23 protein-coding genes are annotated in these 23,701 nt (G+C 54.4%); 7 read left to right on the plus strand and 16 right to left on the minus strand.

All coding sequences use genetic code 11. The annotated features are described in order from the left end of the window. Positions 1 to 144 precede the first annotated feature (144 nt). The 3 genes from B2952_RS10780 to miaA all read right to left on the minus strand — a co-directional run bounded on the left by B2952_RS10780 (position 145) and on the right by miaA (position 3,093). The gene (locus tag B2952_RS10780) at positions 145 to 654 is read right to left on the minus strand and encodes a hypothetical protein (protein ID WP_290734338.1); all 510 of its coding nucleotides are present in this window, start codon (positions 652 to 654) and stop codon (positions 145 to 147) included. A 206-nt stretch (positions 655 to 860) separates the two neighbouring features. Continuing rightward, positions 861 to 2,192, minus strand: a complete 1,332-nt coding sequence (locus tag B2952_RS10785) for a hypothetical protein (RefSeq protein ID WP_290781618.1) — start codon at positions 2,190 to 2,192, stop codon at positions 861 to 863. 1 nt (position 2,193) lies between these two features. Further along, the gene (miaA, locus tag B2952_RS10790) at positions 2,194 to 3,093 is read right to left on the minus strand and encodes a tRNA (adenosine(37)-N6)-dimethylallyltransferase MiaA (protein ID WP_290734334.1); all 900 of its coding nucleotides are present in this window, start codon (positions 3,091 to 3,093) and stop codon (positions 2,194 to 2,196) included. Between the two features lie 29 nt (positions 3,094 to 3,122). On the opposite strand from miaA, the gene B2952_RS10795 reads away from it, so the two are divergent. Continuing rightward, positions 3,123 to 4,238 (plus strand): divergent polysaccharide deacetylase family protein, encoded by a 1,116-nt coding sequence (locus tag B2952_RS10795; RefSeq protein ID WP_290732344.1) that lies wholly within the window; start codon positions 3,123 to 3,125, stop codon positions 4,236 to 4,238. After that, the gene (locus B2952_RS10800; RefSeq protein ID WP_173365712.1) at positions 4,235 to 4,972 is read left to right on the plus strand and encodes a pyridoxine 5'-phosphate synthase; all 738 of its coding nucleotides are present in this window, start codon (positions 4,235 to 4,237) and stop codon (positions 4,970 to 4,972) included. Before B2952_RS10795 ends, B2952_RS10800 begins: the two co-directional genes overlap by 4 nt. Here B2952_RS10800 and truA read toward each other — a convergent pair. The 3 genes from truA to B2952_RS10815 all read right to left on the minus strand — a co-directional run bounded on the left by truA (position 4,969) and on the right by B2952_RS10815 (position 8,327). Further along, positions 4,969 to 5,721, minus strand: coding sequence for a tRNA pseudouridine(38-40) synthase TruA (gene truA, locus B2952_RS10805; protein WP_173382755.1), 753 nt, complete (start codon positions 5,719 to 5,721; stop codon positions 4,969 to 4,971). The genes B2952_RS10800 and truA overlap by 4 nt on opposite strands. Next, positions 5,721 to 6,671, minus strand: a complete 951-nt coding sequence (locus B2952_RS10810; RefSeq protein ID WP_173382754.1) for a hypothetical protein — start codon at positions 6,669 to 6,671, stop codon at positions 5,721 to 5,723. Before B2952_RS10810 ends, truA begins: the two co-directional genes overlap by 1 nt. Before the next feature lie 282 nt (positions 6,672 to 6,953). After that, positions 6,954 to 8,327 (minus strand): GGDEF domain-containing protein, encoded by a 1,374-nt coding sequence (locus B2952_RS10815; RefSeq protein ID WP_290734332.1) that lies wholly within the window; start codon positions 8,325 to 8,327, stop codon positions 6,954 to 6,956. Between the two features lie 88 nt (positions 8,328 to 8,415). Between B2952_RS10815 and B2952_RS10820 the strand changes: the two genes are divergently transcribed. Continuing rightward, positions 8,416 to 10,989: a TIGR03960 family B12-binding radical SAM protein gene (locus tag B2952_RS10820; protein ID WP_290734330.1), complete on the plus strand. Its 2,574-nt coding sequence runs from the start codon at positions 8,416 to 8,418 to the stop codon at positions 10,987 to 10,989. A gap of 88 nt (positions 10,990 to 11,077) precedes the next feature. Next, complete coding sequence (locus tag B2952_RS10825; protein WP_290726422.1) at positions 11,078 to 11,755, plus strand: hypothetical protein; 678 nt, start codon at positions 11,078 to 11,080, stop codon at positions 11,753 to 11,755. Between the two features lie 72 nt (positions 11,756 to 11,827). On the opposite strand, the gene B2952_RS10830 is transcribed toward B2952_RS10825, so the two are convergent. Further along, positions 11,828 to 12,040, minus strand: coding sequence for a hypothetical protein (locus tag B2952_RS10830; protein ID WP_073319741.1), 213 nt, complete (start codon positions 12,038 to 12,040; stop codon positions 11,828 to 11,830). Between the two features lie 111 nt (positions 12,041 to 12,151). Between B2952_RS10830 and B2952_RS10835 the strand changes: the two genes are divergently transcribed. From B2952_RS10835 to B2952_RS10845, 3 genes are all read left to right on the plus strand, one after another. Then, entirely contained in the window at positions 12,152 to 12,952 is an 801-nt protein-coding gene (locus tag B2952_RS10835) for a TIGR00730 family Rossman fold protein (RefSeq protein ID WP_290726419.1), read from the plus strand. Between the two features lie 79 nt (positions 12,953 to 13,031). Next, positions 13,032 to 14,132, plus strand: coding sequence for a protein kinase domain-containing protein (locus tag B2952_RS10840; RefSeq protein WP_173382750.1), 1,101 nt, complete (start codon positions 13,032 to 13,034; stop codon positions 14,130 to 14,132). A gap of 5 nt (positions 14,133 to 14,137) precedes the next feature. Beyond that, positions 14,138 to 15,601: a hypothetical protein gene (locus B2952_RS10845; RefSeq protein WP_173382749.1), complete on the plus strand. Its 1,464-nt coding sequence runs from the start codon at positions 14,138 to 14,140 to the stop codon at positions 15,599 to 15,601. Between the two features lie 3 nt (positions 15,602 to 15,604). On the opposite strand, the gene galE is transcribed toward B2952_RS10845, so the two are convergent. The 9 genes from galE to queC form a co-directional block, all read right to left on the minus strand. Beyond that, positions 15,605 to 16,582, minus strand: coding sequence for a UDP-glucose 4-epimerase GalE (galE, locus tag B2952_RS10850; RefSeq protein ID WP_173365721.1), 978 nt, complete (start codon positions 16,580 to 16,582; stop codon positions 15,605 to 15,607). Positions 16,583 to 16,643: 61 nt separating this feature from the next. Further along, positions 16,644 to 17,690 (minus strand): tRNA preQ1(34) S-adenosylmethionine ribosyltransferase-isomerase QueA, encoded by a 1,047-nt coding sequence (gene queA / locus B2952_RS10855; RefSeq protein ID WP_290732361.1) that lies wholly within the window; start codon positions 17,688 to 17,690, stop codon positions 16,644 to 16,646. A 1-nt stretch (position 17,691) separates the two neighbouring features. Next, positions 17,692 to 18,675, minus strand: a complete 984-nt coding sequence (locus B2952_RS10860; protein ID WP_290734327.1) for a helix-turn-helix transcriptional regulator — start codon at positions 18,673 to 18,675, stop codon at positions 17,692 to 17,694. A 13-nt stretch (positions 18,676 to 18,688) separates the two neighbouring features. Further along, the gene (locus B2952_RS10865; RefSeq protein WP_173382746.1) at positions 18,689 to 19,825 is read right to left on the minus strand and encodes a BON domain-containing protein; all 1,137 of its coding nucleotides are present in this window, start codon (positions 19,823 to 19,825) and stop codon (positions 18,689 to 18,691) included. 127 nt (positions 19,826 to 19,952) lie between these two features. Then, positions 19,953 to 21,422, minus strand: coding sequence for a glutamate--tRNA ligase (gltX, locus tag B2952_RS10870; protein ID WP_290734325.1), 1,470 nt, complete (start codon positions 21,420 to 21,422; stop codon positions 19,953 to 19,955). A gap of 73 nt (positions 21,423 to 21,495) precedes the next feature. Then, positions 21,496 to 21,966: a low molecular weight protein-tyrosine-phosphatase gene (locus B2952_RS10875; protein ID WP_290734323.1), complete on the minus strand. Its 471-nt coding sequence runs from the start codon at positions 21,964 to 21,966 to the stop codon at positions 21,496 to 21,498. Positions 21,967 to 21,989: 23 nt separating this feature from the next. Then, positions 21,990 to 22,673, minus strand: a complete 684-nt coding sequence (locus B2952_RS10880) for a radical SAM protein (RefSeq protein WP_290734320.1) — start codon at positions 22,671 to 22,673, stop codon at positions 21,990 to 21,992. Between the two features lie 14 nt (positions 22,674 to 22,687). Beyond that, positions 22,688 to 23,017 carry a 6-carboxytetrahydropterin synthase QueD gene (gene queD, locus B2952_RS10885; RefSeq protein ID WP_173382742.1) on the minus strand — a complete coding sequence of 110 codons (330 nt, stop codon included), beginning with the start codon at positions 23,015 to 23,017 and terminating at the stop codon, positions 22,688 to 22,690. Position 23,018: 1 nt separating this feature from the next. After that, the gene (queC, locus tag B2952_RS10890) at positions 23,019 to 23,672 is read right to left on the minus strand and encodes a 7-cyano-7-deazaguanine synthase QueC (protein WP_290734318.1); all 654 of its coding nucleotides are present in this window, start codon (positions 23,670 to 23,672) and stop codon (positions 23,019 to 23,021) included. Between the last annotated feature and the right edge of the window lie 29 nt (positions 23,673 to 23,701).

Raw genomic sequence — 23,701 nt, forward strand, 5'->3', positions numbered from 1 at the left:
TTTTCACTTTTTTTGAAAAAACGGGATAAAAACAGCCCAAACCCACCTGCGGCACACTTTGTAAACATTCTATTCACAAGCATGTTAAAGCATAGGCGGATTATCTTCTGGAAAAAGCCAAAAAAGGACCGGCAAACCCGTCCGTTACCGCATAAGGGACGTCATTTTCTCTACGAGACGACCGAGAGCAGTTGTCCTCCCGGCGTCTTTTTGCGAAAGAGCCCCGCGCAAGGAGCCCCTGCTTTCAAGGATTGCATACAAAATAACAGACCCGTCTTTCGAATCCAGCACCGTCACGCCACACTTATAGGTAACCGCAAGCGATTCCTTTATTTTGTGCGTAAAAACATTTATCGGCGTAATGTAGATTTCGACGCTTCCGTCATCCGTATTTTCCCTTTCGCGCGGAAGGAGCATACCATCCAGGACAACACTATCCGCGAGGGACGGACGCTTTCGCGACAAGGTTCGTGCAGAAGATTTCCAGAAGGAATCGTCCTTCATCTCGATGCTGATTTCCTTTCCGTCTGCGTTCGCTGACGAGACTTGCGCGATGGACGCCTCAAAATTTTTCCTGAAGTAATGTCCGAACCACTCTCCGAAATTTCCCCTATATTTGGGCCATGCAGCCTCGAACATTTCGTAATTGTCCAAGAAAGGTTCCGAGTAGAAAATTTTCACGCCGCGAACGGAAGCCCACCCACCCTGCAATTCACGTTCACTATAGACACAAGATTCGCACCTCGGATTTTTTATCGCGAGCGGATCCGACAACGGAGGCGGAGCCTCCACGCAACCCGCGAGGAAAAAGAGAATTGCAAATTTCCAAAGGGTCCGATTTATTTTTACAAACAGACTTGTCATTTCACAGATTCCTTCATCATGGATTTCGGGAATCCCGCCCTAAAGCCTAGCAAGATTTCCACCCGATGACCATAGCCTGTTTCCGGCCCATAGGACGGGAAGTTGTCGACTTCCGGCCTTCTTTCGCGAACCGCATCGGGAATATAGAGTTCGGCATTTTCCCAACTGAAAAAGTAGCGGGCGCGGACAACCATTTCGACAAAATCCGTCAGAGGAATCTTGAAGTCGAGTTGGCCTCCAACTTGCAATCCTATTCCCTGGATGAGATAGTCGCTATCCGATGTCGGCGTGTAGTCCGACACGACAATTCCCGCAAGCAAATCAAGCGAAAGGCTATTATGCGCAAGCAGCACCCCGCCGATGTACGAATTCAGGCCTCCCATGACAATTCCAAAACCATGTCCCTCCATTTCATCGAATGTTCCCTTCCACAACGTTTTTTTCTGTCCTAGCCCCATGCCAAATCCAAAACCCACCAGCGCGCGCCCCACCTGAAATTCGCCATAGAACGGAATTTCGAAAGGGACACTCACTGTTTCACCCAGGTTCCCGCCCATGAACACCGAACCGACACCAAGTCCCATCGAAAAAGCCAACCATTTTTGTTCGGATGCAACATTTCTTTTTTCACGCGCGGCAAATCCTTCGGGAACGTATTCTCGGACAAGGGCCCCGTATTCACTTTGCGGGTAGCGTCTAAGGAACCTGTCCCGTGCCGTTTCCATAAACTCGACAGAAGCCCCATACATGGATGTCCCGTGAGAATTCTGCCCTATTTCACATGCCTTCGCCAGAGAATTGGATACCAAAATTGCCTCCAGCACGATGCGGAAAGATTCTTTCAGTTCGCGAGGGACATCGAGAAGGGAGAACTCAAATTCAGCTTGATGGTAATCGATAGAATCGATTAGAAAATCGACAAGCGTTGAATCTTTTGCAAACGGATAGTTTCGATGCGCAAGACTATCCTTTATGGACCTGGAATGTTCCAACAGGCGTACAAGTTCCTTCCACGACGCGGATTTGTCAAGGGAGACCTGCGCACTATACACATACAGCAAGAAGAGTTCGTCGTAGGAAAAGAGCGTTGCATGGGGATCTTCGGCAACGATGGTAGATTCGAGGCCAGTAAACGCGTCCCGCAAGGTTTTCGAAGCGGAATCTCCGAGGCATTCGCCACTTCGGATACATTTTTCTTGCGTCTGCAGTATGGAGGTTCGCTGTTCCAAAGATTTTGGCGAAAACACCACATCACTTGGAGAATCCCAATCGTAGGCAAAAGACGGAAGAATCGCCGCAAGAACTGCAAGGAACAATCTATAGAACACGTCACGCACCATTCAACGCTTTCATGACAACGGATGCAGGCTTTTCGCCCCTATCAAGATCTACAGGAACGGATTCCACCTGCCAGCGGAACCACGTCAGCTGGCGTTTCGCGTAGTTGCGGGTCTTTCTTTTGACATCCTCGATGACACTTGCAATTTCGGATGTCGACTTAGCCTGCAAAAGTTCACGGTAGCCGAGGCTCTGCCACGCAGGAGCGTCTAGCGGGACAACTTTCGCAAGGGCCTGGATTTCGTCCATCCAGCCATCGGCAACCATCTGGTCTACGCGGACGTTGATCCGTCTGTACAGGTTTTCGCGTTCGCGTTGAAGCCAGAATACGGGAACCCTGCCGATGCCGCCTTCACGTTCTTTCTGCCATTCCGAAAGCTTGCGGCCGGTCGATTTCCAGACTTCAAGGATACGGATAATGCGCTGCGCATTGTTGGGATCGACTCCCGCCATGGCTTCGGGATCCACATTCCGCGCAAGTTCGAACAAACTATTCAGCCCCTCTTTTCGCGACGATTTCTCGAGTTCTTCTCGCACGTGGGCATCCACTTTCGGAATTTTCGGAAGGCCGAGCATGAGCGACTGGAGGTAGAGTCCCGTTCCGCCAACAAGAATGAACGAACGGTCCGGATGGCTAGCGAGCAGGCGACGGACATCGGAGCAGAACGAGCCCGCCGAATAGACGCTCGTAGGATCAAGAAAATTCACCTGATGGTGCACCACGCTCCGCTGGTCGGAGAGCGGGGGCTGCGCAGTCCCAATCACGAACCCCCTGTAAATCTGCCGCGAATCGACGCCGATAATTTCGGCATTGTAATGTTCGGCAAGTTCAAGCGAGAGACTCGACTTCCCTATTCCTGTGGCTCCAACGAGGGCAAAGAGGACTGGCATGTTCGACAATATAATTATATTTATGCGGGATGAACAAATTCAAACACATATTGGCAATCTTTATTGTCCTTGTACTGATAGCAACGGGAGCCTACATCTTGCCGAAATTGGGACTGGATCCTAATCTCTCGCAAAAAGAGGCTGAGCCCGCCGTCATCCAAAGCGACACCCTTGCCATTCCGGATACGTTGCCGTTCGTGGAACGCATGCAAGCGAATCTGGAAGTGATCCAGGCCAAGTATTCCAAAGTCCAGAAGCGCGACATTTGGACGCTCGGCAAGGGAAGGACAATCGTCTACTACCTGCTCCAAGCCCAGAGGTTCCTGGACGAGAACGGAGGAAAAGTCCTCTACATGGAAGAACTTTTCAACGACCCGACCGTATCGCAGTCAGCCAAGCTCGACGCCCTTTCTCCCGATGGGGATACGCTGCACCTCAAGCTCCAGGTTTCATCGAGCATTTTCCGCGACAACGCATCGTACCTCTCGATTGCCTTCCAGGTGACAAGGCTTTCGCCCGAACTCATCGTAGCCCTGAACGAACTGGATTTCCCATACGACCTGCTGATTACGCCATTCGGCATGTCCTCTGAATTTTTCCCCGACCTTGACCGCATCAGGGACAAGGAACTGGTTCTATGGCTTCTGATGGAATCGCACAGCCTAGACTCCAGACACAACAAGATGCGTCCCATCCGCAGCCACCATACCGAAGAACAAATCGAAGAAATCATCGCAAGCGCAAAGGCGCTGGTGCCCTCCGCAAGCGGCATCGCGACCCGTTTTGCAGAACAGGCCATGGAACACAAGCCCCTGCTCCAGACGGTATTGAACGCAGCGAGCAAACACGGGCTCTGGTTCCTAGACCTCTCCATGAACAACAAGTCGAAACTGAACGAGCTCTGCAAGGAATCGAGCCAGGACTGCCAAATACTTGCACCCTACAACCCCTCCAACAGCACGCTGGACGACTACATCCACCAAAAGCTGAGAGGGGCCTTCAGGAACGGAATCGGGGCCATGATTCTGCCCCTGAGCACGGAATCCATCGCAAAGGTGCAGTCCATGAAGGAAAAGGCGACTGCCCAAGGCACCACCCTCATCTATTTATCTACCTTTATGAAAAAAAACAAGGAGCTGCCATGACCGTAAAACTGGGAGTCAACATCGACCATATCGCCACCATCCGTGAAGCGCGCAAGGTCCGCGAACCGGACCCGGTAGCCGCAGCAGTCATTGCCGAACTGGCAGGTTGCAACGGTATTGTAGCCCATCTCCGTGAAGACAAGCGCCACGTGCAGGATCGCGACCTCAAGCTCCTTCGGGGAACCGTCGCCACCAAGCTCAACCTGCAGATCGCCCCCACCCAGGAAATGGTGCAGTTCGCCATCAATGTCCAGCCCGACATGGTCACTCTCGTTCCCGAGAACCACCAGGAAATCACAACCGAAAGCGGAATGAACGTTGCAGCCAAGATCGACGAGATTTCCAAATTCGTCATGACGCTCAAGAACAACGATATCGCCGCTTGCATTTTCATTGATCCGGAAACCGAACAGGTAAAGGCGGCCAAGAAAGTCGGAGCCGACTTCGTGGAATTCAATACGAACAAATACGCAACGACCTGCGATCTCGGCAGCATCCAGGAAGTAAACCACGAGCTCTCGGCCCTCCAGGACATGACAGTCCTCGCGAGGAAATACGGCCTTCGCGTCATTGCGGGCCATGGACTCAATTACAGGAACGTAGAGCCCGTCGCAGCCATCGAAGGAATCGAAGAACTGAACATCGGCCACAGCATCATCGGCAAGGCCGTACTCGTCGGTCTGAAGGACGCGGTCGGCGAAATGGTCGAAATTATCCGCCGCGCAAGCACCTAGTAATCGGCATACCGGACATCCTGGAGCACCAACCCCTGCGGAGGGGCCCAGGTGCGTTCGCCCCTAAAATCCTTCGCGAAAATGCGGTCGACCGTTCCGAGCGGATAGCGACCGCGGCCGACATCGAACAAAGTCCCCACCATAGCACGAACCTGCCTGTGCAGGAAACGGTTTCCCTTGATATGGAACATGCAGCTCCAGTCGTTCAGGCGTTCAAGACGGAACTCGGTCAACGTGCAGAGTGTTGACTTGCCGTCATTCCGAGGAATGCAGAAGTCGATAAAGTCGTGTTCGCCCAGAAAGGCGCGAGCTTCTTCTTCCATCGCATCCAGGTCAAGCGAGAGCGAACCGCATTCCCAGCCAAAATCGCGCATCAGGGCGACAGGACGCGTGTAGATAGTGTATTGGTAGTAGCGTTCAAGCGCATCGAACCGCGCGTTGAAATCCGGAGCGCAAGGCTGCAGGTCCCGGATGCGGATTAGCCGCTTGGTAAGGCCGTTTATGGAACGCTCCGTCTTGCGAGGATCCAGTTCTCCATCGAAATCGAAATGAACACACTGGCCCCGGGCATGGACCCCGGTATCGGTCCGTCCGGAACCCACAATGCGAACCTGAGAGCGAAGCGCTATGGAGAAAGCTTCTTCGAGAGACGACTGAACCGTCACGAACTTAGTCTTGCCCGCCTCGTTCTGCTCTTGCCAACCGTAGAAGGCGCTACCCAGATATTCGCAACGGAAACGGTAGCGCATCAGCTCCCCGATTCGAGCGCTTCCCTGATAATGGATTCCACCTGGTCCTGGGGAACCTTGAGCTGCGAGGCAATCGTCGACGCAGGATAGCCACGGCGGTGCATCTGCATAATTTTCGCCTTCTCCGTGAATTCCCGATCGAAGCGGTTTGTCTTGAGCGGACTGCTCGCCTGCAAATTAGGGTCGCCCGTCATGTTGTGGCTCTGGGCGCGAATCTTCATGGTGCGTTCACGAGCGACTCCGCGTGGCGAACGCAGCACATCGGAAAGCGACTGCATGGCAGACGTAATACGTTCCTTGGCCGTCGGGCGAAGAGGTGGGCGCTGCGGAGCATCCAGGTCCGTCGACAGGATTTTATTTTCGGGGACGCCGTTTTCATCTTCAAACGCGACCTTCGGGGCAGAAGCAGGGGCATCGGCCTGTTGCGACGCGGCAAACTCGGACACCTCCTCGATAATGGAGCGCTTCTGGGGACGCGGACGGGGAGCTATCGTAGCATCGTTTTCAAAACCGGTTTTGGGCTCCTTGAAGCGCTGATCCGCCTTCAAGGCCTCCATCCTCTGAGTCAATACTTTCCGGCGGTACGAGAGTGCGAACAGGAGGACTACGCAGAGAATGACCGCGGCAACGCCCCCGGCGATCCAGATGACCGTTTCTTTAGAGAAACCGCCTATAGTTTCCGTAGTCGGGTCAGCGGCAGAAGGCGCTTCCGTACGGAGTTCTGCAAGAGTCTCCCACGATTTTTCAAGTTCTCCGCGCAGGGAGAGCTGCAAATCCGGGTTACCGTGAGCCTCAAAAAGAGCGACTTCAAGGGAATCGATCCGGCTACGAGCCTGCAAGTAGGCATCCGCATCAAAGGAGGACTTCACGCCGGAAAAATCAAGCATCAGGTAGGCAAGAAGCCCCACGACAGCAACAAGAAGAATAACAGGAGCAAGAAATTTCTTCATACGTCCACAATGTAGAAAAAAGAAGAGCGACGGGCCCGGGAGTCCGGGGCCTAGCGGCCTGCACAGCTTGAATTTAGCCAAAAACGGGCAGTTTTGTTCCACAATCACCCAGGTGATGAGAACTTCTCTACACTAAAATTCGATTTTTCAAAAAAAATGTTCCTCCCCCCTCCCTTTTTGTTATCTTTATGTTCAAGAACTCTTTGTTCTCCTCCTAACCCCAAAAAAACACCCCGACCGCAAGGACGGGGTGTTTTTCATTTCTCATTTCGCTTGCAGGAATCAATATTGGCGAACGGCGTCCGCAGAAACGACCCTATTTCCGCCATTTTCCATAGCGAGCTGAAGCGCCCTCTGGCCATTGTAGATGAGCGTCCCTTCGTCAATGGCATGATCGGGCATCACGGACACCCCGAGGCTCAGAGTCGTCGCCAGGATTCCATCGCCATAGGCGACCTGGAGCTGAGAAATCTCGCGACGGATGCGTTCTGCACGTTCGAGGGTAATTTTCTTGTCGGCACCAGGCAAAATGACGCAGAGGACCTCCCCGTCGTACCTGCACGGGATATCTTCGGTCCTGATGAAATTCGGGAGGCGCTGACCCAATTCCCAGAGCATCTGCTCGACAGCATGGTGGCCCTTTTCCTTCTGGATATTCGTCACCTGGTCCGGATAGATCATCACGATACCGATGGGAGTGCCGTGGCGGTTGGCCGCAGAGACTTCACGGCGCAGGGATTCTTCCATGTAGCGCCTGTTGAACAGCCCCGTGAGGTTATCGCGGATGCTGTGCTGCTGGAACCGGATATTCAAGTTCTGGTTTGCCACATAAAGCCCGAATGTCGCAGCGACGATGCCGACCTTCGTCTTCCAGAAGTCAAGCGTTTCGCCATCGGGAATCTTGTCGAGCTGGATAGAAAGGATGCCGAAATGTTCCTCGAGCCCTTCGATTGGGGCGCAGAAGGAAATTCCCTGGGGATGATGATGCAGGTGGGTGCAACCACCATTCATCTCGTTAGAGGCAAAATCGGTAATGACAATCTCGCCCAGATTGAAACTGGCACATTCGGCGGGCATGATGGTATCGTCACTGATGACATAGTCACCAAACGAAAGAATCTTGTGCAGTTCCGTCTGCGTGCCTCCATACATGTAAAGGATCCCGGCCGCAGTCGGAAAAAGTTCGGGCAGAGTCTTTTCCAGGGCCTCCACGACCTCCGGGAAAGGACGGTTCTTGAGAATCGGCTTGCAGAAAAGTTCCCAGGCTTCGAGAGGGAACGAAATCTTTGCAGGAACGGCCAGATTCTGGATAGAGGCGGGCTTGTTTTCGGGCGGAAGGATGCTATCAAATGGTTTCCTGGCCGCGGGAGCCTCGAAGGGCTGAGGTTCATCTCCAATGGACGGGACTACGGGAATATATTCTGTCTTGGGAGAATTGTTGCGTTGCTGGTCGTTGAGGGCTTCCGTGAAATTTTCCTCGGCTTCGCGCAACTTGCGGTTGCAGAGGCTGTGGTAGACGAGCCCGAGAACGGAGCCCCAAGCCCCTATCAGGACGAATTTCAGATGCAGGGCAAGCGTGTTGTCGGGAACCATATAGGCGGCAACGACGCCTCCGACAAAGACGATCAGCCAAAAGATATAAGAAAGAACGCTCATGCCTTAAATTTATCAAAAGTATTGGACATCCGTCTCGATAAAAATGAAAAATAAACGAAATAAAATGCAATTTTCTAAATTTGGGGACATGACCATCCTCGAAAAGATTGCACTTGCCCTCCCCGCCGTAGAATCCCCAGCAAGATACATGGGCGGCGAGGCGAACAGCGTGGTAAAGGACCACAGCCAGATGCTCTGCCGCATGGCGTTCGTGTTCCCGGATACCTACGAAATCGGGATGAGCAACAACGGCATCCGCATCCTGTACCATGTGATAAACCGCGAGAGCGACCTGCTTTGCGAAGTCTCGTTTGCGCCGTGGGATGACATGGCCCGCGAGATGGCGAAGTACGATATTCCGCTGTACAGCTACGCGACCTACACGCCGGTACGCGAATTCGAGGTGGTGGGCATGACGCTCCAGACGGAGCTGAATTTTACCAACGTGCCCTACGTGCTGGAACTCGCCCGCATTCCCGCGTGGCAGAAGGACCGCAAGGAGAATGACCCCATCGTGGTTGCCGGCGGGCCCTCGATGGCGAACCCCGAACCCGTCGCCGACTTCTTCGACGCGTTCATGATTGGCGACGGGGAGAAAGTCATGATTGACTTTCTGCGGTGCGTAGGCGAGGGCCGCAAGGCGGGCCTCAGTCGCGCCGAAATACTCGAGAATTTATCCAAGATTGACGGCGTTTACGTGCCGAGCTTGCGTCCGGTAGTCACGAACGAATTCGGCGCGATTGTGCCGGCGGAACCTGCCGCCGGCGCCTACGCCACCACGAACGGGGTTCGCCGCCTGTTCATCCCGGTAATGGACCCGAAGGACTACCCGGTCAAGAACTTAATCGCCAACATGCAGCTGGTACACAACCGCTTCAGCGTGGAAGTCATGCGCGGCTGTGCGCAGGGCTGCCGTTTTTGCCAGGCGGGCATCTGGTACCGCCCATGCCGCGAACTCAACCCGGACGATGTATTGGACATCGCGAAGGCGGGCATCCGCGCCACCGGCGAACGCGAACTCGGGCTTTTGAGCCTTTCTACCGCCGACTACAAGCCGGTGGAGGCACTCACCGACAGCATCATCGACGACCCGTTCTTCGATACGGTGGACGTGAGCCTCCCGAGCATCCGCGTGAACAGTTTCGGGCAGACGCTCGCCGGCAAGATTGCAGCCCTCAAGGGTGGCCGCAGCGCCACGTTCGCCCCCGAGACGGGCTCCGAGCGCATCCGCAAGATAATCAACAAGACCATCAGCGACCAGGACATGTACGATGCCGCCGAGCACGCGTTCAGCAGCGGGTTCAACAAGATTAAGTTGTACACAATGATTGGGTTCCCGACCGAGAACCTCGACGACATGCAGGCATTCTGCGACCTCATCTTCAATCTCGTCAAGATCGGGCGCAAGTACAACCGCGGCATCCAGATTGCGGTCAGCATCGGCATTCTCATCCCGAAATCCTTTACCGCTCTCCAGTGGGCGCCCTACATGGACAAGGAAACCGCGCTCAAGCATATCCGCTTCGTGCGCGAAAAGTTCTTCAAGCACCCGAACGTGAAAATCAACTGGGCCAGCTGGGAAACGAGCTTCCTCGAGGCCATCTACAGCCGCGGCGACCGCAGCCTCGGGCCCGTAATCTACGAGGCCTACAAGCAGGGAATTATCTTCGAGAGCGACAGCTACCGGTTCGACTTTGCCAAGTGGGAAGCCGTCTGGCAAAAGATGGGCTACGACACATCTTGGGTTTACCGCGAGCGCGAAAAGAGCGAAGTGTTCCCGTGGGATTTCATCCATGCGGGCACCACCAAGCAGTACCTGAGGCGCGAGTGGGAGAAGGCGTTCGATCCGAACAGCGCGCCCGTGCCCAACTGCAAGTGGGGCGACTGCCAGAAGTGCGGCATCCCCGGATTCGGCGACGAAATCAGGCTCGCCGACGATCCCGTACGCCACAAGGCTCCGAGCCGCACTCCCGAAGAAATCAAGAAGCTCGTCGCGGAACGTCGCCCGAAAAAGACGGAAAGTTTCAGCTACAAGATTACCTTCAAGAAGACCGGCCTCAGCCGCTTCCTGCCCCACCAGAACATGCTCAGTTTCTTCGAGCGCACATTCCTGTGTGCGGGCATCCCCGTGAAGTTCAGCGAAGGCTTCAGCCCCAAACCGCGCATCTCGAACATGGGTGCGCTCCCGTTGGGCCTCGAGACCTACTGTGAAATCATCAGCGTGGACCTGCTACAGAAGCTCGACATATCGCCCGAGAACCTTCCCGCACTCATGGCGCAATTGAGCGCACCGTTCCCGCGGGGCATGGAAATCGTGAACATCGAGCCGCTGAAGGAAAAGCTCAGCAAGCACTTCCCGAAGGCGATGGTTTACCGCCACACGCCCGAAAGCATCCCCGCCGACCTGATGGAGCGGTTCAACGCGAAGGCGCTCCCCGTCGTGAAGAACCACCGCGGGCAGGAAATCGATTTGAACGAGCACGTGCTCGGCATCGACGCTGTAAACGGAGCTCTCTTCGTGAAGGTAAAGTGCAACGACCAGGGCTGTACGGCGAGCCCGTTCGTAATCTACGCGGGACTTCTCGGGTTCGAAATCGACCCCGCCAAGCTTGACGAGGTTTCCAGGCGGTTCCTGATTGCGAAAGTCAGCATGGAATGGTAAATCGCGTCTTTTCCTTGAAAATCCTGGACGTACCCGTATTTTGAAACTATATTGTTTTCTATAGTAATTTTCACAAGGAGTATGGAATATGAAAAAGATTTTCCTAGCGGCCCTCACCGCCATGGCACTCTGCAGCTACAGCTACGCCCAGGACGATGAAGACGAATACGAAGAAGAGGACACCCCGGCGGCATCCAGCGCGCCTGCAAACAGCAGCGCCCCGGCAGCAAGCGAAAGCAGTGCGGCGGCAGCCCCTGTGCAGTCCGGAGCAGGAACCCTGGCCTTGGGACTAGACCTCGTCGACGCCCTTGATCACGAGGGAATCCAAAAGTTCTACGTGTCGTTCAAGTTCGCCCCCAACATGGAACTGTCCGCCATCCTCGGACTGTACCATCACGGCGAAACCACCCGTGAAACTGAAGCCACCCAGTTCACCCCGGCAACCGAAGTTGATCGTGCAGACGATTACACCCAAATTCAAATCGGCGTGGGCTTCGACTACTACTTCATGCAGGTCGTCCTGCCGCTTTCCATCGGCGGGGAGTTCCTCATCAGCCACTGGGGAGAGGACAACAACCAGTTCACCCTCAACGCAATGGCCGGAATCCACGCAAACGTGGTAGGCGGACTCTACCTGACCGGAAAGGTCGGCCTCGGGTTCGACTACATTGATAGGGAAGGCGTCGATGGCGCTGCTAACTACGAAGACACACGCCTCGACGTCGGTTTCAAGGCCAGCGCAATCCTCTCCTGGTACTTCATGTAATACGGACCTGGAACTATACAATTCAAGCCGCTCCTTCGGGGCGGCTTCTTTTATATGGGTTCTGTCCTATCGCTATTCCGCGGGCAGGATAATCTCGATGTGGCTCGTGCTCACGTTGAGGAAGTGCGTGCGGAAGAGATCCTTCTCGCTACGATCGCTCACGCGCACCTGGGTCACGGCGATGAAGTCCTTGTTCTCGCGGATGTAGTCCGTAAGGCGCTCGTCACGCAGGGTGTCGATTTCGCCGGTAATGATAAAGCTGTCAGTCCAAATTTTTACTAGCATACCTCAAATATAACGATTTTTTCGAATGAAAGCAAAAAAAAGCGTTTTTTATTTGCTTTTTGTCCCTTCTTAAGGTATTTTGTCAAGGAAAGGACAAATAAGGAGTTTCCTATGGCTACAAAAAAGAAGAATGCGATTTCGACGATTCCGGGCAAGATGATTTACCACAACATGGACTTTATCGACAGCGACAGTGGCCGTCCCATCAGGATTATCGCCGAATTCATGGCGCCCAACCAGATTTTCCAGCAGGAAGGCGTCCAGAACACTATCGTGTTCTTCGGTTCGGCCCGTACGCTCCCCATGAGCGAAATCAAGAAGCGCATGAAGGGTTGCAAGGACAAAAAGGAACTCGCGCGCCTCAAGAGGCTCGAAACCGTGGCGGAATACTACGATGCCGCCCACGAACTGGGTGCAAAAATAGGCCGCTGGGCCAACAAGCAGCACAAGGGCTTCGCCATCATGACCGGCGGCGGTCCGGGTATCATGGAAGCGGGCAACCGTGGCGCAAACGACGTGGGGACCTCTTCCGTCGGCCTCAACATCAGGCTTCCGTTCGAGCAGCACCCGAACCCCTATATCGACGACAAACTGAACCTGCAGTTCCGCTACTTCTTCATCCGTAAATACTGGTTCATGAAACTGGCCAAGGCCATGGTCGTGTTCCCGGGCGGTTTCGGCACCCTCGACGAGATGTTCGAGATCCTCACGCTCATCCAGACCAAAAAATATGGCGACCGCATGCCCGTGGTGATTTTCGGCTCCAAGTACTGGAACAAGGTCATCAACTGGAACTACCTCGCCGAGACCGGGATGATTGACAAGGAAGACCTCAAGTTGTTCCATTTCTGCGACACTGTCGACGACGCCTACAACGTCGTCACGAAGGCGCTCGAGAAGACCATGGAATAAAAACTGCCCAAAAACTTATTTTGCAAGGTGCCGCCACGCGACACCTTGTTTTGTACCCCCGATTAGCTAAATTTAAGGCATGCTCAGAAATATCTTGGCGGAAGTACTGGACAGGGTGTCGCGCAACCTCGCGCTGCGCCCTCACTATAGCATGCAGGAATACCAGCGGTGGTTCGACCAGAACCCGGAATTCCTGCACAGCGGCGCCATGGAGAAAATCGAGCTCGTCGAGCCGCTGACTCTCGAGGGCACGAACAACCTCTACCGCGCGAACTTCTGGATCGAACACGCGAACGACGAGAAGCACTACGGAGAACGCGAGATCGTCGTGAAGATATGCAAGTTCTGGGCGGCACCGGGCAAGAACAGGCTCCACCGCCTGAACATGCTCCTGAGCGCGTTCCAGGACGAAATCCGCATCAACAACCTCATCCGCGCCACGAATATCGAGGGCGTGGTGCAGAGCTTTGGCGGCGGACTCGCCGGAAGGCACCCCTACCTGAAGATGGAATTCATCAAGGGCTGTTCGCTCGACAGGATGTTCAAGACCAAGCTTTCCGACGACGAGATTTTGCAGCGAGTAGCACAGATTGCCTACCTCGCGAACACGATCAGCCAGCTGCACTACTACCAGGTGGTGCACAAGGACCTGAAGCCCAAGAACCTGCTCCTGTGCCAGAATCCGCAGCACAAGAACAACCACAAGATCCTCATCTGCGACTTCGGCTACGCACAGGCGAAACTCCGCGAGACGGTGAACGAATACGGCGGCCAGCTCACGCCGTGCTACAGCGCGCCCGAGCAGGCCATCATGGGCGAAAACCTTTCGTCATCGGTCGACTACTTCAGTTTCGGCATCATCGTCCACGAATACCTCACGGGCTACAAGCTGTTCCCACGCGCGATGGATATATTCACGGAAGACGGCTACAAGATTACGGACCGCTATCTCGAATACCTCAAGACGGGACGCGAGAACCGTTTCGAGGACAGCCGCTTCCCCGAACTTGGCAAGTGGATCGACAACCTCACGATTTTCGACAGTTTCGAACGCATGCAGAACACCCCGAACCTCTTCGACATCGCCCACAAGCTGCGCGCAGAGGTCAACGCGCAGGGCTACCGCGACGTAAACACGGACTTCCTCTGGAACCAGCTCGGCGAATACGGCAAAAGGTAATGACTATGAGCAGCCTGCAAGACACCATCAAGGGAATCACAAAGCGCCTCCGGGTGCACCATTACATCGTCATTGCCATTGTCCTCGGCATTGGCATCTTCAATGCGGCGACCGCCCTCTCCCCTGTCATCAGCCAGAAGGAACTCGAGAGCAACATCGAAAAGTCGTTCGAAAAGTGGTGGGCCGAAGAAGGCGCCGCCCAGTTCCGCACGGTGGGCCTCACCGACGACGAAAAGACGAAGCTCCAGGAATTCGTGCAGTACCGCGACAGAATCCTTTCGGCCGGAAAGACCTTCGACATCGAGGACCGCAAGGCGGCCATGAGGAAGGAATTCCGCGAATGGTGGGAAATCGGCGGCGGCAAGGAAAAATTCGCCGACGAGCACGGATTCTACCCCAAGGAAGCCCATTTCGAAATCGAATGTCACAAGTTCATCAAGAACTATACGGACAAGTTCGTGCGATACAGCCTCGCCTATGTACCCAAGGACGGCGAATACGAGCGGCTGTTCACCAGCTGGCTTTTGTTCCCGAGCGCCTGGAACTACATCATTTTCGCAGTCTTTTTCCTATTCGCCTATTTCCTGCTGGCAGAGCGCTGGGGAGCCGCCATCACACTCGGCTTTTTCTTTGCATTCATCTTTGCCGGAGGATTCGTTACCGACATCCTGACCTCTACAAGTTTCTTTGACCACTACACGATGGACCGTTACATGGGCGCAAGCATCGCCCTCGCATTCATGCTGGGCGCCTCGGCGTTCGATGAAAGGAAGGACGCCATACCGGGATGGGTTCTCGGGACCGCCATCATGGGCGCCCTCCTGGACGCAGCCGTTAACGCACTCGTGAACGGCGGTATCTTCGCCGCCGTGGTAACCGCCTCCATCCCCGCCTTCGGGCTCGGAGCCCTCGCCGGATTCAAGATTCCGAGGCGCAGGAAAAGCGAAGCCGAAAAGAAGGCAGACGCCCTTGAAGAGCGCTTCCGCCGGACCGCAAACCGCAACCTCGCCGCCGAGCGCAGGCAAAAGACACGGAACCAGATGGACGAAGGATTCCAGGAAGCGAAGAAGGGGCACTACGACGCCGCACGCCAGCTGCTTTGCCAGGCGATGACAGCCATATTGCAGGAACAGCCCGCCGACAAGGAAACCGTCACTAAATTTGCCGAAAGGATGACGAACCCGAACCTGTTCATCGATGTCGCAAGCACGCAGTGGCTAGAATGGGGCGACACGGCAAAGGCGAAGGGCCTTACCGAGACGGCTCTGCTGTTGCTCGAAAAAGGTCTGAAATCCGAAAAGAACGCAACGCTCGCAAGGCGCGCCCTGTTCAATATCGGAGAGCTCAGGGTCAACTTTGGGATAGAACCCGAAGAAGGCGTGAAAAGGCTGCAGAAGGTAATTGAACTGAACGATTCCGACCTCATCGCAAAGCAGGCGAAGAGGCTGCTGGAAAAAGCCGGAGCCTAAAAGCTACTTCTCGTTGGCGAGGTAGGCCTTCCAGGTCGTCGCAAGGAGAGTCTCGAGGTCGCTGAACTGCGCCTTCCAGCCGAGAACTTCGTGGGCCTTGCTGGGGTTCGCCACAAGCGTCGCGGGGTCACCCGGGCGGCGCTCCACAATGCGGTACGGGCACTTGCGACCGCTCACCTTCTCAGCCATGTGGATAACGTCGAGCACGGAACTCCCCTGCTGCACGCCGAGGTTCACGATAAGGCTCCTGTTGTTCTTCTGCAGGTAGTCGAACGCCATCCCGTGACCAATCGCGAGGTCGTTCACGTGGATGTAGTCGCGCACGCCCGTGCCATCGGGAGTGTCGTAGTCATTACCGAACACGAGCAGTTCCTTACGCTTGCCGAGCAGCGCTTCCATCACCACCGGGATGAGGTTCGCCGGATTCTTCTCGAGACCGTTGATGCGGCCTTTCACATCGTAGCCTGCGGCATTAAAATAGCGGAGAGCCGCGAACTTGATTCCGCGCAGCTTATCGTACCACTTGAGGAACCCCTCAATGGCGAGTTTCGTGTAGCCGTAGTAGTTTTCGGGGTCGGTCGGGTGTTCCTCATCGACGGGCTGGTACTTCGGGGCGCCGTAGGTGGCTGCGGAACTCGAGAACACGAAATACTTCACGCCGGCAGCGGAAGCAGCATTCAGGATGTTGATGGAACCCGTAATGTTGTTCACGCTGTACTTCTCGGGATTGATCATCGACTCGCCGGCGGCCTTGAAGGCGGCCAGGTGCACGAGGCCTTCGGGCTTGAATTCGTTCAGGAACTTGCCGATTTCATCGGGATGCAGGATATCGCCTTTTACGAAGCCCGCTTCGGGGAACAGGTTCTGTTCCAAACCGCTCGAAAGGTTGTCAAAGACGCAAACCTCATGTCCGCGGTCAAGGAGTTCACGCGTCGTGTGGGATCCAATGTAGCCGGCACCGCCGATAACTGCAATCTTCATGTCTTTTCCTTTTTCATTCGACCGCTCATGCGGCCACGACAAAGTAATACTTCGCCTTCGGTTATAAAATTAGCATTCCGTCACCGTAGCTGAACAGTTTCATCTTGTTCTCGACGGCCATCCTGTAGGCTTCGAGGGTGTTTTCGCGCCCGTAGAATGCGGACACCAGCAGGATGAGTGAACTTTTGGGCCAGTGGAAATTCGTGAGGAGGCCGTCTACAATCTTGTAGCGGTAGCCAGGATAGAAGAACGCGTGCGTGATTCCCTTTTGCGCCTTCACGATTCCATTCGCATCGGCAATCGTCTCCACGACGCGCGTGCTCGTAGTACCCACGGTAACGATGCGCCCGCCCTCGCGCTTCGCCTTGTTGATGATTTCGGCGTTTTCCTTCGTGAGTTCGTAATGCTCGCCGTGCATCTTGTGCTGGGTAAAGTCCTCGACCGAGATATTCTGGAATGTGCCTGGCCCTACGTGCAAAGTAACCTCGGCAACGTACACGCCTTTCGCCTTGAGGTCCTCGAGCATCTGTTCACTAAAATGCAGGCTCGCCGTCGGGGCAGCAACTGCACCCGAGTACTTTGCAAAAATCGTCTGGTATGCCTTCTTGTCGTCCTCGTCGTCGGGACGGTTGATGTAGGGAGGGAGCGGCACGTGGCCCTCGCGATTCATCACCGCTTCAAGTTCCACGGGGGTCGTCGCAAAGCGGAGCACGCGGGCTCCATCTTCGTGAATATCCTCGACCGTCGCCTTGACACCTGCAATTTCGAGTTCGCGTCCGATCTTAAAGGCCTTGCCCGGGCGGACCTGCGCCTCATAGCGGGCATCACCGTTCTCTGCCGGAATGAGCGACTGTACGAGTAGCGTTTCGACTTCGCCGCCGTGCAACGTGTGACCGTAAAGGCGCGCAGGAATCACCTTGGTATTGTTCACCACAAGGCAGTCTCCAGGGCGGAACAGTTCCACAATTTCGGGAGCCTTCATGATGCGTCGCGGCCCGCCATCCTTGGGACAATGCAGAATACGCGTCTTGCCTTTCCCCGCCGTGCGGGTAGCAATTAGTTCCTTCGGGAATTCGAAGGTGTAATCGGAGAGGTTATGTTCTTGCATCTCAGGCGTCCATATCAGACAGTGCGTTCTTGAGTTTCTGCTTAATCTTTTCCTTCAGCAAGGCGGGTTTCAGAATACGCACATCGTTGGTGACACCCATCAGCCAACTTTCGAAATCCGGGGTAATGCGAAGTTTCAGATCGACAATCATGTTCTTGTTCCTGTCGAAACGCTTTGAAATCGGCGGATTAAAATGCGAGCGTTCGAACTGCGTCTGCAACCACTTCGTCCTAATCTCGAGCGAGACATCTTCCACCTTGTCGCGCCCCGTGTACTTGCCAAAAGCATACTTGTAATGCATTTTCTCATCAAAGGCAAACTTCGGGGACGCATGGTTCGTTTCCGTCACGCTGTCAATCTGTTCAAAAAGGTAGTTCTTGAAAACCTGATTTCCCTTGTCGTCCACTTCGCCCGCGACAAGATAGAGCGTGTCCATGCGCATGATGACCTTGACCGGAAAGACTTCCTTCGTTTCTTCGGCGACCGAGGAATGGTCCGTCGAATGGCGGTAGTGAATCCTGATGGCCGTTCCGCTGTGGATTGACTTGAGAACCCGATTGACAAGCGCATCCTGCAATTTATCATCGCAGAAGGGGCCATAATCCAGCACGTAATCCGGGTCTGTCGAAATGGCTTCGGGCTTAAATTCGTTCGGGTCCGTCGTTTCCAGCAGGCTTATTACCTTATCCAAAAGCTTTATCGTCTTTATTTCGGGAGCGGAATTCGCAGCCATCGTCTTCTTGATTTTATCGAGTTGCTTGACGATATTCTGGTTAAAGTTCACCTTCTCGTCGGGCTGGATAACATAGAAGGTCTCGCCCTCGCTCTTGTACTTGCGAAGACCGCAGTTTTCCTTCTGGACGACATCGAGATGACGGAAAACGGTGCGGATGCCACACCCGAGCGCCAAGGCCAACTGCGTCACGGTCATCGGATTCTTTAGTTTATTCTTAATAAGGTTGATTTTTTCGTATCCTGAAGCCATAGGCACTCCTTTTTTATAAGTTTCCAGCCACGCGCAAGCGATTTTCCACAGCCGTCGAAAGGGTCATCTTTACCGCGTTCACAAGGGCAATCTGTTTCTGAAAAGCCGAATGGACCCTTCCTTCCAGCAAATACTTGTCATCGACAAACGAGACCTTTATCTTGGCCCCCTGGAGCAAAGAATTCAACGAATAGCTGTGTTCCATTTCCAGGCAGGTTTCTCGATTCCGCATTTCCCTTTCCGGCAACGACACCATCGAGAAGTTCAAATCCTGCAAACCGGGAACTTCGGCAATCCTATTTTCCAAATCCTTAGGGCACAGGCCTTCGAAGCAGCACAAGGACACACTACCCTTTCCATTTGCTACTTCTACCTTGTAATCAAAGACATTTCGTCCAAAGGATTCCAGCAACATGTAAATTTCGTTTTCTATCCGCTTATCCGTCATGCCAGGCTCCGCAATAACCTTCGTAAAGTCAACGCAGCCACGAACGCGAGGCATGTTGTTGATACAAGCCCGAAGCGAGCGCTTAATCATGACGCTCCTGACAAGGCCATCCAAGTAGACAACGCCCTGTCCAACCGTCACCGAGACCCTGCTTACGTCATCCGGGAAAAGCTGGCGCAACTTGTTGAGAACAATATCAGACAACTTGTCGTTAGGAATGTTCTGGGCTTGTTCCGGAAGCGTTATAAACAAGACGGAACCATCTTCGAGCAGTGTCGCCAACTTATCCTTGTCGCCATCTTTCACGAGCCCGACTGCAATACCAAACTTATCTCGCAAAGTGTGGTAAATATTATCGCCAAGCAAAGTCTGGGCGCTCTGCGCCGGAAGTAGGCGATAGCCTTCGGCCGATTTTTCACGAACCGGAGCGGGATGGTCGAACACAAATTTCATGTCCTGGCCACCATCATAGCTCACGACAATGATTTCTTGTTCATTTGTCCTGAAATAGCTTTTGACCTTCCCCGGCTTGACCGATTCCTTGAAATAGAGCCAATTTCCCGGAGAAATCCGACTATAGCCATACACAGCGGTGTAATCGCCCGCATCAATCGGCCTCGAAAAGGCAAACTCGTTCGAAAAGCCGACAAACGCAGCCGAGCACCTTTCACACATGCAGAGAAGCGGAAGATGCGGTTTCATTCCTCCATAAGTGGAATAAGGTTCACGTGCATAGACCCCGTGATCGAGCACCTGACGACAACGGCAGCAGAACAACTTCTGCGTATGGATCCTATGAGGAAAGAGATTTCGCATGGGTCAGCGAAGATTACCCCATCAACGGGAGAGCGACATCGATGCGGCGGAGGACTTCGTCCTTGCCGATGATTTCGAACATTTCCCAAAGGCCGGGGCCTGCGGTAACGCCAGACACAGCGAGACGCGGGGCACCGACGAGTTCACCGACCTTGTGGCCAGAGCGTTCGGCAAGGTCGTAGAATCCCTTCTCGATCACCGGAGTCTTGAAATCTTCGATGGAAGCGAGCATGTCACGCACGAGCGTCGCCACTTCTTTGGAGCCTTCGCCGAAGTGCTTCTTCGCACCCTTCTCGTCGTAGGTCGTCGGAGCCACGAAGAAGTACACAGCCATGTCGGCCAGGTCCTGCACAAAGTGGGCACGGGGCTTCAGCTGCTTCACGATTTCGTCGAGGCGTTCTTCCGGTTCCTTCGAGAGGTCGATACCCTTGGCGGCCAGGCCTTCCTTCATGATACCCTTGAGGAATGCGTCGTCGCACAGGTGGATGTGCTGACCGTTCATCCACTGCAACTTCTTTTCGTCGAAGCTGGCGGACTTGGGGTTGATGCGTTCCAGCGTAAAGCTTTCGACCATTTCCTTGATGGTCATGACTTCGCGATCGTCGCCCGGGTTCCAGCCGAGGAGCGCGAGGTAGTTCACGAGAGTCTCCGGCAGGTAACCGAGGTCGCGGAAGTCGCCTACGGAAGCGGCTCCCTTGCGCTTAGAGAGTTTGCCGCCGTTCTTGTCGAGAATCACCGGCAGGTGGCACCATACAGGCGGCTGCCAGCCAAATGCCTTGTACAAGAGTTCGTGCTTCGGCGTGGAGCTGATCCATTCGTCGCCGCGGAGCACGTGGGTCGTTCCCATCAGGTGGTCATCGACAACGCTTGCAAAATGATAAGTCGGGTAACCGTCGCGCTTGATGAGCACGAGGTCGTCCAGGAGTTCGTTCTGGTAGCTGATGTGACCGCGAATCATGTCGTCGAATTCGGTAACGCCTGTTTCCGGGACCTTGAAGCGAATAACAGCCTTTTCGCCAGCGGCAATGCGGGCTTCGGCTTCTTCACGGCTGATATTGCGGCAGTGGCGGTCGTAACCCGTGACCGGCACGTGGCTCTTTTCCTGTTCGGCGCGGACTTCCTGCAGGCGTTCTTCGGTGCAGAAGCAGTAGTAGGCGCAACCCGCATCCAAAAGTTTCTTGATTTCGCGGTGGTAAATGTCCAGGCGTTCGCTCTGGAAGTACGGGCCGCAGTCGCCTTCGCAACCCGGACCTTCGTCCCACTGAAGTCCCAGCCACTTGAGGTCGCGCATCAAGTCGTGCAGCGCAGTCTCGTTGTAACGCTTGCGGTCGGTATCCTCGATACGCAGGTAGAACGTGCCGCCCATGTGCTTTGCAAAGAAGTAGTTGTAAATAGCGGTGCGGGCGCCGCCCACATGCAGGTAGCCCGTGGGGCTCGGGGCAAAACGCACGCGGACAGGACGGGTAGCAGAATTTTCGCTCATAGATTCCTCATTTAAATTTCAATTATCCCGCACAACTTCGCGCAGGAACTTTACATGACAAAAAATAGCAATTTTAAAGAGACGGGCGGTTTGCCAACTTCTCTATGATGGCTTCGCAACCTTCGTTCACGTCATCCCAGGTTGCCTGAAAATTACCCGTATACCACGGATCCGCCACATCGCGCGGATCACCAGTCCAGTCCATCAGCAGCGACACCTTCGACATGTCATGCCCTTCGCCCAGAATCCAGCGCAGATTTCTCAGGTTATTTCTATCCATGAGCACGATATAGTCGTAATATTCGTAATCGCGTTGCGTCATCTGGCGCGCATGTTTTCCGCTACAATCGATTCCGTGGCTTGCAAGCATACGTTTTGCGGGCGGATATACGGGATTCCCGATTTCCTCGGTACTTGTCGCGGCACTTGCCACCTCGAAATTCTCGAGTCCCGCCTTCGCAAGCTTGTCCTTCATGACAAACTCGGCCATGGGGCTACGGCAGATGTTCCCGTGACATACAAAGAGGATTTTCGTCTTTTTCATAATGTCAAATATAACAGCAGGGCCTACACGCCGCGACGTTCGGGGGCCCACACGATTTTGTGAAGTTGCACCTGGAATCGGGCGCCATTCCGCGTCATGGTTTCGCTATCCAGCATCCAATCCACGATTGTTTCGTTCGGCAGCGTCCCGAAAACTGGCGAGACAAAAATATGAGGCATGTCGCATGCAGGACTTTTCCGCAGCAACGAAAGCTGCGATACCACGCGTTCTGCTTCGCGCAGATCTTCGACGCTCCCAACAACGAACTTCAGTACGTCATTTTTTCCAAGCGTCGCGATATTTTCCATGCGCATCCTGCCCGACATCCCGCTACTGCCGCATTTCCAGTCCATGGTATAAAAAAGCGACGGGAAGCACCGTTTGCAGGGAACTGTGCCATTGGTTTCGACATTGACCTCGAAGCCCGCACCGCATAGCTTCGAAAGCAGTTCGTCAACGCCTTCATGAATCAGCGGTTCGCCGCCGGTGAGCGTCACGCAACCGGCCCCGCTTTCGCTACGGTATTTGTCTACAGCCGACAAGACTTCGTCTACATCCATTTGTGTGTAGTCATGGCCTTCGACCGCATACATCGAGTCGCAATAGGCGCACCGCAGGTTGCAGCCGTGAAGCCGCACAAAGACCGCGGCCTGTCCCATGCGCAGGCCCTCGCCTTCTATGCTCTTAAAGATCTCGCACACCTTCATGGCAGGCCCTGTCCCTAGCGTTCGTACTCGACAATGTTGCCTTCGCTTTCCTGAATCTGAACCTTGTAGCAGTGCGGAACCTGCTCGCAGACCCAACGCGCCATGTTCTCTGCGGTCGGATTAAAATCCACGACGTCATTCAGGAACTGGTGATCCAGCTTGCCGTGGACAATTTCCTTGATGCGCGAGAAATCGACCACCATCCCATTCTCGTCAAGAGTTTCGGACTGGCAGAAGACCGTGATAATCCAGTTGTGGCCGTGGAGCCCGCGGCACTTGCTTTCGTACGGAAGCGACAGCTTATGAGCTCCGGAAATTTCGATTCGTTTGATGACTCTGTACATATCAGGCCTCGTATTCTGTCGTATCGTCGATTCCCGCTTCGGCGAGAGCCGCCTTGCGTTCCAGACAGGTTGCGCACTTTCCGCAGTGGATTCTACCACCCTTGTAGCAGGACCAGGTCGCGCTATAATCTATGCCAAGAGTTTTTCCCCTGCGAGCAATATCAGCCTTGGAGATATTCGTATAGGGTGCGTCAATGGTGATACCGGCGTAGGTGCCCGCCGCAATCGCCGCCGACATGTTCTTCACGAATTCCTCGCGGCAATCCGGATAAATGGCATGGTCACCGAAATGGTTCGCCATCATCACCTTCTCAAGGCCGCGGCTTTCAGCAAGGCCCGCCGCAACAGAAAGCATGATGCCATTGCGGAAAGGCACGACCGTCGACTTCATGTTCTCGGCAGAATAGTCGCCTTCAGGGACTGCATCGGCACCCGACAGCAGCGACGACTCAAAATAGTCGTGCATGAACTTGAGCGGAATCGTCACATGCGGAATTCCCAGCTTTTCGCAGTGGAAGCGGGCGAAAGGAATCTCGTTGTCGTTGTGGTTGCTGCCGTAATCAAACGAAACGGCAAGTGCAATACTGGCGGCACGCTCATAAAGCAGCGTGGTGCTGTCCATTCCGCCGGACAGGACGAGCAATGCGTCTTTCATAGGGGCTCCTAGTTTTGTTTAGAGTCAGG

It is taken from the genome of Fibrobacter sp. UBA7003 (assembly GCA_002449765.1).
Taxonomy (GTDB): Bacteria; Fibrobacterota; Fibrobacteria; order Fibrobacterales; family Fibrobacteraceae; genus Fibrobacter.